Source organism: Roseateles sp. (assembly GCF_039929605.1).
Classification (GTDB): domain Bacteria; phylum Pseudomonadota; class Gammaproteobacteria; order Burkholderiales; family Burkholderiaceae_C; genus Pelomonas.
On record NZ_JBDSQX010000088.1, the window covers coordinates 1 to 10,653 of the forward strand.

15 protein-coding genes are annotated in these 10,653 nt (G+C 64.1%); 9 read left to right on the top strand and 6 right to left on the bottom strand.

All coding sequences use genetic code 11. The features are described from left to right. The first annotated feature begins 51 nt into the window (after window positions 1–51). From ABIS05_RS12020 to ABIS05_RS12035, 4 genes are all read left to right on the top strand, one after another. Complete coding sequence (locus ABIS05_RS12020; RefSeq protein ID WP_348010787.1) at window positions 52–498, top strand: hypothetical protein; 447 nt, start codon at window positions 52–54, stop codon at window positions 496–498. Beyond that, window positions 495–1,241 (top strand): StbB family protein, encoded by a 747-nt coding sequence (gene stbB / locus ABIS05_RS12025; RefSeq protein WP_348010788.1) that lies wholly within the window; start codon window positions 495–497, stop codon window positions 1,239–1,241. Before ABIS05_RS12020 ends, stbB begins: the two co-directional genes overlap by 4 nt. Further along, window positions 1,238–1,705 carry a hypothetical protein gene (locus ABIS05_RS12030; protein WP_348010789.1) on the top strand — a complete coding sequence of 156 codons (468 nt, stop codon included), beginning with the start codon at window positions 1,238–1,240 and terminating at the stop codon, window positions 1,703–1,705. The genes stbB and ABIS05_RS12030 overlap by 4 nt, the downstream gene beginning before the upstream one ends. Before the next feature lie 70 nt (window positions 1,706–1,775). Next, on the top strand, window positions 1,776–2,153 hold the full coding sequence (locus ABIS05_RS12035) for a hypothetical protein (protein WP_348010790.1): 378 nt from the start codon (window positions 1,776–1,778) through the stop codon (window positions 2,151–2,153). On the opposite strand, the gene ABIS05_RS12040 is transcribed toward ABIS05_RS12035, so the two are convergent. Further along, window positions 2,132–2,506 (bottom strand): hypothetical protein, encoded by a 375-nt coding sequence (locus ABIS05_RS12040; RefSeq protein WP_348010791.1) that lies wholly within the window; start codon window positions 2,504–2,506, stop codon window positions 2,132–2,134. The two genes, ABIS05_RS12035 and ABIS05_RS12040, sit on opposite strands and share 22 nt — an antisense overlap. 688 nt (window positions 2,507–3,194) lie before the next feature. Here ABIS05_RS12040 and ABIS05_RS12045 point away from each other — a divergent pair. Both ABIS05_RS12045 and ABIS05_RS12050 read left to right on the top strand, forming a co-directional pair. Then, entirely contained in the window at window positions 3,195–3,710 is a 516-nt protein-coding gene (locus tag ABIS05_RS12045) for a hypothetical protein (RefSeq protein WP_348010792.1), read from the top strand. Window positions 3,711–3,746: 36 nt separating this feature from the next. Then, window positions 3,747–4,082, top strand: coding sequence for a hypothetical protein (locus ABIS05_RS12050; protein ID WP_348010793.1), 336 nt, complete (start codon window positions 3,747–3,749; stop codon window positions 4,080–4,082). Window positions 4,083–4,439: 357 nt separating this feature from the next. Here ABIS05_RS12050 and ABIS05_RS12055 read toward each other — a convergent pair whose 3' ends face one another. Beyond that, window positions 4,440–4,877, bottom strand: coding sequence for a hypothetical protein (locus ABIS05_RS12055; RefSeq protein WP_348010794.1), 438 nt, complete (start codon window positions 4,875–4,877; stop codon window positions 4,440–4,442). Between the two features lie 66 nt (window positions 4,878–4,943). On the opposite strand from ABIS05_RS12055, the gene ABIS05_RS12060 reads away from it, so the two are divergent. The 3 genes from ABIS05_RS12060 (at window position 4,944) to ABIS05_RS12070 (ending at window position 7,812) form a co-directional block, all read left to right on the top strand. Further along, the gene (locus ABIS05_RS12060; protein WP_348063263.1) at window positions 4,944–5,075 is read left to right on the top strand and encodes a hypothetical protein; all 132 of its coding nucleotides are present in this window, start codon (window positions 4,944–4,946) and stop codon (window positions 5,073–5,075) included. Window positions 5,076–5,087: 12 nt separating this feature from the next. Further along, window positions 5,088–6,170: an IS110 family transposase gene (locus ABIS05_RS12065; RefSeq protein ID WP_348010796.1), complete on the top strand. Its 1,083-nt coding sequence runs from the start codon at window positions 5,088–5,090 to the stop codon at window positions 6,168–6,170. A gap of 397 nt (window positions 6,171–6,567) precedes the next feature. After that, window positions 6,568–7,812, top strand: a complete 1,245-nt coding sequence (locus ABIS05_RS12070) for an IS4 family transposase (protein ID WP_348010797.1) — start codon at window positions 6,568–6,570, stop codon at window positions 7,810–7,812. Window positions 7,813–8,053: 241 nt separating this feature from the next. Here ABIS05_RS12070 and ABIS05_RS12075 read toward each other — a convergent pair whose 3' ends face one another. The 4 genes from ABIS05_RS12075 to ABIS05_RS12090 all read right to left on the bottom strand — a co-directional run bounded on the left by ABIS05_RS12075 (window position 8,054) and on the right by ABIS05_RS12090 (window position 10,621). Then, window positions 8,054–8,506, bottom strand: a complete 453-nt coding sequence (locus ABIS05_RS12075) for a hypothetical protein (protein WP_348010798.1) — start codon at window positions 8,504–8,506, stop codon at window positions 8,054–8,056. 83 nt (window positions 8,507–8,589) lie between these two features. Then, a complete protein-coding gene (locus tag ABIS05_RS12080) occupies window positions 8,590–9,021 on the bottom strand; it encodes a hypothetical protein (protein WP_348010799.1) in 432 nt (143 codons plus the stop codon). Window positions 9,022–9,115: 94 nt separating this feature from the next. Beyond that, window positions 9,116–9,835 (bottom strand): Sir2 family NAD-dependent protein deacetylase, encoded by a 720-nt coding sequence (locus ABIS05_RS12085; RefSeq protein WP_348010800.1) that lies wholly within the window; start codon window positions 9,833–9,835, stop codon window positions 9,116–9,118. A 381-nt stretch (window positions 9,836–10,216) separates the two neighbouring features. After that, the gene (locus ABIS05_RS12090) at window positions 10,217–10,621 is read right to left on the bottom strand and encodes an SMI1/KNR4 family protein (RefSeq protein ID WP_348010801.1); all 405 of its coding nucleotides are present in this window, start codon (window positions 10,619–10,621) and stop codon (window positions 10,217–10,219) included. Window positions 10,622–10,653 lie beyond the last annotated feature (32 nt).

The window sequence follows — 10,653 nt, forward strand, 5'->3', positions numbered from 1 at the left end:
TTGTGAACGCAGACCGCACGTTGCGATGCCTGTCCGAACGCGGAGCGGCAAATGCGAACAGACACCGAACATTCACCGGCAACGGGTGAACAGAGACCGGCAGTGCAGCGAGCGGGCGTGGCGCCGATGGGCATCGCGACGCTCCAGCCAACTGAAGTCCCGGGACGTCTCACCCGCAAGGCCCGTCACTACCTCCCGCAGATCGTTGGCCTTCGCGCCCAGGGCTACACGCTGGAAGCGATTCAGCAGGCGCTGGCCGCCATCGGTGTCACGGTCAGCATCAGCACGGTGCGCCGGGAGGCCATGCGCCCCGTACCGCCCACACAGCTGGCATCGGCGCCTTCCCAGACGCTCGCGCCGACTCAGGTGGCCGCCCCGCCCCCGAACGGCGTCTCACCAGCCTTCCTCGGTCTTCCGGCCTCGGGCAAGGACGCCGCCGCGACCTATGCCCAGGCGAAGAGCAGCAACCCCCTCATGCGCGCAAAGGAGAACCCATGAAACTCGCCGTCATCAACTTCTCCGGCAACGTGGGCAAGACCACGCTCGCGCGCCACCTGCTGCTGCCGCGCATCCCCGGCGGGGAGTACATCGCCGTGGAGACCATCAACGCCGGCACCGAGGGCCAGGCGTCGCTGCGCGGGGACCAGTTCGCCATGTTGCAGGAATACCTGCTCTCGATCGACAGTGCCGTCGTCGACATCGGCGCCAGCACGGTGGACGACCTCATGGACCTGATGGCGCAGTACGGCGGCAGCCATGAGGACTTCGACTGCTTCATCGTGCCCACGGTGCCCGATCCCAAGCAGCAGCAGGACACCATCGCCACGCTGGTCGACCTGGCCCGCCTGGGGGTACCTCCCGAGCGGATGCGGCTCGTGTTCAACACCATGGAGCTGGGCGTCACCGTGGAGCAGGCCTTCTACCTGGTGCTGGGCTTCCTGCACGAACACCCGCTGGCCATCGCCAACCCCGAATGCGCGCTGCGCCGGAACGAGATCTACGCCCGCGTTCGCGGCCTGAGCACCGACCTTCTCGCGCTGTCGCAGGACCCGACCGACTACAAGCGCCTGATCACTCGTGCGCAGAGCCCGGCCGAGAAGATGGCGCTTGGCCAGAAGCTTGCCACGCGGCGGCTCGCCGGCAGCGTCCTGGTCGAACTCGACCGGTGCTTCGCGGCGCTGCAGTTGCCGAAAGCCGCCGACTCGGCCGGCATGTCGATGGTCACCGGAGAAGCGCAATGAACCCGCCCGTGACCGGCCGCGAAGCCCTGCTCATCGAGGCCATCGCCGAATTGGTCGACGTGCTAGACCGGGTGGACTTGCTCCTCCCTGCGCTCGAGGCCGGCCAGATTGATGCAGCGGCCGCCCATCGCAAGCTCGCGGTCCAGGTGTCCAAGCTTGAGGCCCAGATGGTCGCGACTGGCGAGACCGTGAAGACCAATGCAGTCAAGTTCATTGCCCAGCACACCGGCCAGGCGACGCGTCAGTCCATTGACCTTCACATCGGGGCGATGGAGGAGGCTGCTCGCAAGCTCTTCGTCGCAGAGCTGAGCCCCGCATTGCGTGCGCTCGTGGCACCGCTCCTGCAGGTGCAGGAAATCGTGCGGCAGCAGGCGCGCCCCTGGGATCACTGGCTGACCCATGCGGCGACGGCGATTGTGGCGTCCTTGTGCACATGGGTGGTGATGTCCGGCGTGTGGCGGTGATGCGGTGACAAGGGTCTGCGGTGCCCTCTGGCGGATTGGGCAGAATCGTCCCGCCGCCCTCCCAGCCACGATGCAGACCGACTCCGACGACCCCGAACGCTCCTCCGCGCTGGCGGCCACCGCCAAAGCAATCGGGGATCTCGACGCGCTGTTGCAAGCGATGCAGTCCAGCATCGGCAAGACCAAGCCATGGCAGCGCCAGCTGAGCGCCAAGCTCACCGACGCCGCCCGGCTCCTCGACATCCTTCGTCTGACCATCTCGCTCGGACGCGAAGCCACGGAGATCGCGGAAGCGGCCAGCGCGTTGCTGACGGTCCTGCGCCAGGCCGATGCCAATATCGCAGCCGGCCGAGCCGACGAGGGCACACGCTGCGCCGTGCGCCTGGCGGCCGAGTTCGCGCGTCGCGTGGATCGCTCGATCTCGGACTACTGCGCGCCAGATGCTTGAACGGTCTCGCGTTCCGTGACGCGCTGGCGCACACGCTGGATGATTGCCCGCACCCGAGCCTCGCCGTTCGGCACCAGTGTGTAGAGATCTGCCCGGGCCCAACGCAGCGCGTCGAGGCAGCACAGCATGTCGTCGCTGATGCCGACATCCACTGCGCGCAGTTCAAACACGTCCAGCGGGAAGGTCCGGCCGTTGAACGTCGAAGCGATGAAGGCGGCGACGCGGCGAGTCTGTCCCGAGTCGCTGCCTTCCGCCAGCTTGAGCAATCGAGCGAACGCCCGCTCGCCCTTGGCGGTGGCGGTCTGAGCGCAGGCGGCGTAACGCGTGAGCATGTCCAGGGTAGAGGTGGCCATGATGATCTCCAAACGAGAGACCAGCCGGGCCCCGTTCCAGGTTCCCTGACAACTGATCCTCTCGCTCGGACTTCCTCGCACCCGCCCACGGGCGGGCGGGGGGTGGGCATGGCCCCTTCCGGCGGGAAGGGGTTGGGGATGGATGTTCAGAACCCGGCAGCCGAAGCAGTGCGCCGGTTTCCCGGCCCACCGCTTGAAGATCCCCCCACAAGTCCCCCTCACAAAGGGACGGGGGCGCAGCTGGGGGGAGCGCGGTGGGACGACTGGCGCACAGGCTGCCCTACCCCACGGCTGCGCAGCGCCGCAGCCGATGTGCCAGCTCGGCTGGCCCAGCGGTTGCAGCGAAGACGCCGCCCAGACCCGAGCAGCGGCGGCTCTGCGGCCGGCGTGACACCAAGCGCAGCGACTGGCGCGACGGTCGAGCCGCTGATCGCTGGCTTGCAGCCCGACTTCAGCGGCCCGGCTTCGGGCGTGGCGGGTGACCGGGGTGGCGATCTGGCCGGGTCAGCGCGCAGCGCAGCCGATCAGAACCGGCCAGTTCGCCAAGCAGGCCGTTCACGCGCAGCGTGAAGGAAACTGCCTGCTTGTCCCCGGGCTCGGGAACGGGCCGCCGCAAACTTCAGCCGGCACCGCCGGCCTGACCGAATTCGCGTGAGGGATGGGGCCGCGGCCCTGGCAACATTCATCTATGGCTGAAGAAGACATCGCCTTACGCATGGTCGAGGCACTGCAAGACGCACCGAGCATGCAGCTGTACCAGATGCGCGCGCTCATCGGTGTGCTGCTGGACGACCCCAAACGCGAGATGGCGGCGCGCATGCAGCTGCACCTGGGCCAGGCCGTGCAGTTCATCGACTACCGCACCGGACAAGTTCGGCATGGCAAGCTCATCGCGCGCCATGACAAGCAGGCGACCGTGCTTGAAGAAGACGTGCGCCGGACCTGGAAGATCCCGTACGTTGCCATCGACGGCCTCAGCAGCGAGCCAGGAGTGCAGCCCTACGAGCCGCCGCCGGAGCCTGCCGCGCAGACGGCAACGGCGGCCTTCAAGGTTGGCGACAAGGTCACCTTCGACGACGGCAAAGGCGTAGCTCTGGTCGGCATCGTCACCCGCGTCAACCGTCGCACTGCGACCTTGCAAGCCATGGACGGGCGCAACTGGCGAGTTGGGTTCGAGCTGCTGCGCCATTTGCTCGACGTCTGACGCCTGATACTGTCTGCAAGCTCACATCGAGATGAAATGAACGAAGACCTCCCACTCAGCTCAAACGGCGCCGCGTACACGATTCAGCAAGCTCGGGAGGGCGTTCCCCTGAGCTATGTTGGGGGGAAGCTGGCCAATGCCATCGAAGAGCTGAACAGTCATGCACGGCGGAATCCCGAGCAGCGCGACGGGCTGTTGGCCGCCATGCACTACTCGCTGGTTGCATATCTCGGGCTACACAACATGTTGGCCAAGGCCAATGACCGGACGCTCGCGCCGCGAATCCTCAGTGCCAGCCGGGAAGAGTTGGATCGATGGCTGGCGCTGGTGGAGCGCGAAGGCGACGTTCAGGGGCTAGCAGACGCTGGGTAGCAGCCGAGGGCTGCCCCTGACTTCCAGTCAAAAGGGCCGTGGCGACACGCTTACGCCGAACACACCTTGACGGCCGCAGCCAGCGATGGCGGCTTCTGGCCGGGACTACCCGCTCCCGGCCAGCACCGAGAGCGGCCGCACCGTGGCGCCAGGCCTTAGCGACCGGTTCTTGACGGGAGGGCTCACCCTCCCGACCCGTGGCAGTCATAGCGCCCACCGTCATGGACGACGGCTTCGTGCCCGAAGCAGACGTAGGCACCGGGCTACCAAGCTTCCAGAAAGCTGCCGCTCAACGCTCCACTTCTGCGGACCAGCCAGCGTAGCTGGCGCAGGTCCGCTGCAAGGCAGGGTTAGGGCTCATGCCACACCATTCACGCCATGGCCAATGACTTGTAGAGTTTTAGGATCAAAGTACACATCCCAGTAGCGGTTTCCGCCATCAGCCGTGACCCAGCACGCTCCTGTCTTGGCAAAGCGCGGAATTGGTTCTCCTGCGGGATAGAAGCGGCCGGCAATAAGTCTTTTTCCTTCCCGAACAACGCCGCTGTACTGCCGCGCGTAAACGAGATTGGGCGCTGGAAGGTTCGTCTCAGCTCCGGGAAGCTTCGCGAAGTAAACGCCCAACGAATTCTCTAGCACTCTTATTTGAGCGCGAGTCGGCCGCCACTCGCCAATTGCAGCTTTGCTTTCCACCGCGCAGATTGTTGCGGCGGTACGTTCCAGGATTGGCGGGGGCGCGGCGGATGCGATACCGCTGAGCGCGATGAACCCGGTGGCGAAAGATCGGAACCTCATTCTTGTGAGCCCTAACGTTTGACATGAGCGGCTCGCGGAGGCAGCGCGGGCTTGGCCCAGAATGAAATGAAGGCCAAGCCTGCGCTGCCGGAGCGAGTCCGCTCGATGGAATACGAAGGGACTTCCCACCTTCCGGCAAACGGCGTCGAGGCGCCAAGATTGATGGTGTTCGAAGTCATCAATCTGCAGCCAATGTGAAAGGGGAAGCCCATGAACGAGATTACCCGAGTCGGCGTCGATCTGGCCAAGCGCGTCATCCAGGTCCACGCCATCAACGCCACCGGCCGCGTGGTCGTCGCCAAGGCCCTGCCCGCCGACAAGTTCGCCGCCTGGTGCGTGCAACTGCCTGCTGGCTGTCTGGTCGCCATGGAGGCCTGCGGCGGCGCCCACCACTGGGCGCGCAAGCTGCGTGGCTACGGGCTGGATGCGCGCCTGATCGCCGGCCACTTCGTCACGCCCTACCGCATGGCAGGCAAAGGCGGCAAGAACGACGCGGCCGATGCCGCCGCGATCTGCGAAGCCGCTGGCCGGCCGCACATGCGCTTCGTGCCGGTGAAGACCCCCGCCCAGCAAGCCCTGCTCGCCATCCACCGCCTGCGCGAGGGCTACAAGGAAGACCGCACCGCCTGCATCAACCGCATTCGCGGCTTGCTGACCGAGTTCGGCATCGTCTTCGCGCAAAGCCCTGACGCGCTGCGCCTGGGCCTGGCCGACGTGCTCGAAGACGCGAGCAACGAGCTGCCCGGCATCGCGCGCCTGGCGCTGCAGGAGGCCCGGCTGCACTGGGTCGAACTGGAGTGCCACATCGCCAGTTGCGACGAACGCATCGCCGCGCATGTGCGTTCGGACGAGCAAGCCAAGGCGGCGGCGCAGCTCAGCGGCATCGGCCCGGTGACCGCCTCGGCGCTGGTCGCCACGGTGGGCGACTTCAAGCAGTTCAAGAACGGCGCTCAGTTCGGCTCGTGGCTGGGCCTGGTGCCCCGGCAGAACTCCAGCGGCGGCAAGACGCAACTCGGGCGCATCACCAAGCGCGGCGACGACTACGTGCGCACGCTGCTGATCCAGGGCGCCAAGTCGGCGGTGATGACGGCGCACAAACGCTCGGACAAGATCTCGCAGTGGCTGGTGCAGTTGCTGGCCCGGGTGGGCTGGCAGAAGGCCGTGGTCGCGCTGGCCAACAAGAACGCGCGCATCGTCTGGGCGCTGCTGGCCAAGGGGCGGCAGTTCGATCCGAATTACGTGTCGATCAAACCCGGTGAGGTACCGGTAATACCGGTCGCGACGCCGATCTGAAATCCCATTCCCAAAACCAACAAGTTCTTCCCGAAGACGTGCGTTCGAAGATGCATCACACAGGTCAGACCGGCAGCAGGCAAGCTCGACTAACCCTGTGCCGCGCCCATGGTGGCGACGGCGGCGAATGAATGGAGCCCTGCTGAGCGGTTGGTATCTGGGCCCGCACCGACAACGAGTGCAACAAGGCCGCCTGTAGATGTGCAGTCTGTTCTCTGTGGCGCTGCATCACATCGAATTCAAGTCTTGAGGAAAACAGCAAAGGCGAGTATCGAAAACATCGAACACGAAACCGCTTGATTTACTGGGAAGTCCCTGTAGAAGGGTTAGGCCGCAATACCGTTAACTTAGCCACTTGAGCGTATGATTGCCTCCCGTCTTCCAACGGAGGCGATGCATGGCTCGAACCAAGGCGGGATTGGGTACCGGCGCACGGCTGGCCGATTTTTTGAGTGCCAGTCTGATGGCGCGGGTGGTTCCCCCGGAGATCGTGCACGAGGTGCTCGACGCGCACGGCCGCAACAGTCGGCGTATTCGGGCGTTCCCGGCGGTGGCCGGCGTGTACTACGTGATGGCGCTCAGCCTGTACCCCGAGGCTTCCTACGAGGCCGTGTTTTCGGCCGTGTCGCAGGGGCTGGCATGGGAAGCCGGAGCCCCTCAGCCCGCCGCTGTCAGCAAAGTGGCGATCAGCTTGCTGCGCTCGCGCATCGGATCGCAGCCGCTGGCCGATCTGGTCGCGCGGTGCTGCGTGCCACTGGCCGATCCTGCGGTGCATCCGGCAGGCTTCTACCGGGGGCTGCGGCTCGTCGCGTTCGATGGCAGCACGTTCGAGTTGGCCGACGACCCGGCGATCGAGCAGGAGTTCGGTCGCCCCGGCGGGCGACAAGGCCAGGCCGGCTACCCGCAGGCGCGCTGCGTTCTGTTGGCCGAGTGCGCCTCCCACGCCATCCTGGGCGCCAACCTGGGGCCGTATGGCAGCGGCGAATGGTCGCTGTGCCAATCGCTGCTGGAGCGCTTGACCCCAGACATGCTGTGCCTGGCCGACCGTGGGTTCAACGGCTTCGAGCACTGGGAGCAGGCCCGCGCCACCGGCGCGCAACTGCTGTGGCGCTGTGGCGTCACGCGCAATCTGCCGGTCGAGAAGATGCTGGCCGACGGCAGCTACCTCAGCACCATCCGGCCTACCGGCGTCAGCGTCGCGGAGGCGAAGGCCCGGGCGATCCAGGTTCGGGTCATCGACTACATCCTGCCCAACATGCCGGACAGCCAGTCGCACTACCGGCTGATGACCACGCTGTTGGACGACGAGGCGGCGCCGCTGCTGGAACTGGCCACGCTGTACCACCGCCGCTGGGCGATGGAGTCGATCTACGACGAACTGAAGACGCACCTGGTGCAGAACCGTCGCGTGCTGCGCAGCCGCACGCCAGAGCTGGTGCGTCAGGAGTTCTTCGGCTGGGTGCTGATGCACTACACCGTGCGCTGGCTGCTGCACCAGGGCGCGGCGCGATACCGAATACCGCACGAGGACTTGTCGTTTGTCGGGCACCTTCAACTGATCCGCCAGCAGCAGCCCCTGTCCGGGGCCTTTCCCCCCACAGCGTCCGAGAAAGCGGGCGCGGTGGTTCCGGGCACTGCTTGAGGTCAGCGCCACGTTGCGCGCCAGTCGCACCCTCAACCGAAGTTCACCGCGCATGGTCAAACGACGAAACTCGCGGCACATGGCGTTTCAGTGGGGCGCGCCGCGACGGGTGCCCATCGATCCCACGCCCCAGCCTGCCGGGCCAATGCTCGTAGCGCCACCGGGCCGAACCCGCCTGCGCAAGGCGTGGTCAAAGGGTCGGCCGGGTGGGGCGTTTGTCATCTAAATTAACGGTATTGGGTTAGGCCGCACTCGGCACCTGCGCGATTGAGTTCTCGATTTCGTTGAATGCTGAGCGTGTGGCTTCGTAGTCTGAGCACCAGTAATCGTGAAATGTAAGTTGTATCGCGGTTCTGTGGTCACAAACAACCAGAGAGAGGACGCGGTAGTTGGCCTTCGTGTCGATTAGATCGAGTGCGGAGCGAGTCAGGTGAAAGTCTGACTTGCTTCGGGCATCGACTATTTCCCAGTCGTTGGTCGTAGTCTCGGTGAACCCGCGTTCGTGAACTTCTTGGATGTACTGAGAGAGTTGAAGCGAAGTTTCGTAGGGTTCTTGAACCTGTATGTCCTTGACATACAGACCCTTGGAGCCTTCCAGGTTTTCAAAGTAGGAGGCCGAAGATTCGTTGCTCTTCGATACCCATCCATCCGGAAAGTCGAATTCCCAAGGACCGACTTGTGCGATTTGCTGCATAGCTTCGGAACTCTGCGAGAAGTGTTTGTGCGGCCTAACGTGTGCGCTCAGCGGACGGCGAAGCCGTCCGCTGCAGCAAAGGGTTAAGGCGCTGGTGGCCGATGCAAAACGCGCTCACTCCAGAGTCGTGAAAGCCGAGACGATAGGAGCGCAAACAAGTAGATGCCTACCCCGAGGACAAGCATGATGCCGCCATCGTCACCGGGGCGATCAACATTTGGCACGAGGATGCGGAAAACGCCGTATCCAACGCAGACCACAGCCATCGCATACAGGAACTTTGTTCGCCACTTGGTGACCTTCCCGCGGTGAGAAATTTGCTGGCGCCGATGAGCGTCTTCAGAAATTGCCTCGCGCTGTCGCACTTGAGCGTGCGCAGAGAGATCGTTGATGCCGCGCTTCTGCAACTCGGCGTGAAGCGCAGCAGTGGCCTCGGGCACCAATTCCTGCCGTAGCGCGAGTTCGATGAGAGCCTCGTCGTGAAGACGTTCGTAGTGTTGTGCGAACTGAGACATGAAATTCCGATGAGTCGAAGCGCCTTAACGTTGAAGCTCAGCGGACGGCGCAGCCGTCCGCTGCAGCGACCAGTTAGAGCCCACGGTGCGAGCCCTATGCATGGGTGTGCTCCGCGGCTTCCCGCAGCCAGCGGCCCGCCAGCCCCGGCAGAACCTCAGTGGCCTTGCCCTGCAAAAACGAATAGCCGTAAGGTCGCTTCTCGACTTCAAACGCAACGAGAACTTTTTCGGCCCGACCTCGTGCGACCTTGACCAGCGAGGCGACCGGAAAAACCGACAGCGATGTTCCGACCACAAGGACTCGTGTCGCAGTGGCAACGTGATGGCGAGCTACTTCGAAGAACTCCACCTCTTCCCCGAACCAAACAATGTCTGGTCGCAGTTGCGTTCCGTCCTCACACAGTTGACCCATCGTGATCGGTGAGCCATCGATTCGATAGCGTTTGCGCGCCTCAGAGGTTCCGCGTGCGTAAGCAAGCTGTCCGTGCACGTGGATCACATTTCGGGAGCCAGCACGCTCATGAAGCTCGTCGACGTTTTGTGTGATGACAACAACTTCGTACGCCGCTTCGAGCGATGCAATTGCCAGATGTGCCGCGTTTGGACTGGCTTGCCAAGCCTTGAGCCTTCTCTCGTTGTAGAAATCCAAGACCGCTTCGGGACGGAGCTTCCAACCCTCGGGGCTCGCCACCTCCTGCCACGAGTACGTTTTCCACAGGCCGTCGGAATCGCGGAACGTCGGCAACCCGCTTTCCGCGCTGACGCCGGAGCCAGACAGCACGACGATCTTGTTGGGTTGGAGTTCCGGCTTCATGTGAACTGGGCTCTAACGTGAAAGCTCAGCGGGCGGCGAAGCCGTCCGCTGCAGCAAAAGGTTGGGCCGCAACTCTGGCAGGGCTATGCACGGTATGCCTCCGGATGTGATCGGACCCGCTGCGCAATGGGTTCGAGCGTTGACACCCCGCCGCTTACGTAGCTTCGCTGCTCCTCGGCCGACAACCGATGTTCGACTTCGAAGATGCCCACCGTGCCGCATACGACGGAAAGGAGCAAATGACCGCCCTCCGATTCGTAGAGTGTCCATGACCATTCGCTTTGCGCCAGCTGCTTCAAGTTGCTGCCCAACGTTTGAATTCAGCGGACCAGCCAGCGTAGCTGGCGCAGGTCCGCTGCAATGAATGGTTGGGCATCACTGCTAGAACCGATTCTCTGCAAGCCAAGCCGTGAACGATACCGCCGCTGGCGTGCAGGCTCTGGTTTCATGATCGGAGAAGAACACGGGCGGCTCCCCGGTCTCTGATCGGGTCCAGCAGTAAAAATCGCCACTTCCGTTGTCGGCGAAAACTACGAGCCTTTCGCCGTCCACATACCGCTGGTTTTCCACGATCTCGCTCGGCGCTAATGCGCGGTGCCTAAACCGAAGCTCCGCAAGACCACCAAGCGCGATGAACTCGCGATAGCTCGCGGGGAAGGTAAAACCAAGTGCGGCCTCCGCATCCTCAACTTCGCGAGGGAGAACGCCGGCCACGCCTTCGTCCCGCGCTGACGCGCCAGTGGTAAGAATCCGTTCGATCTCGCTCATGGCTTCGGCGAGGCCCAACGTGAAAGCTCAGCGGGCGGCGAAGCCGTCCG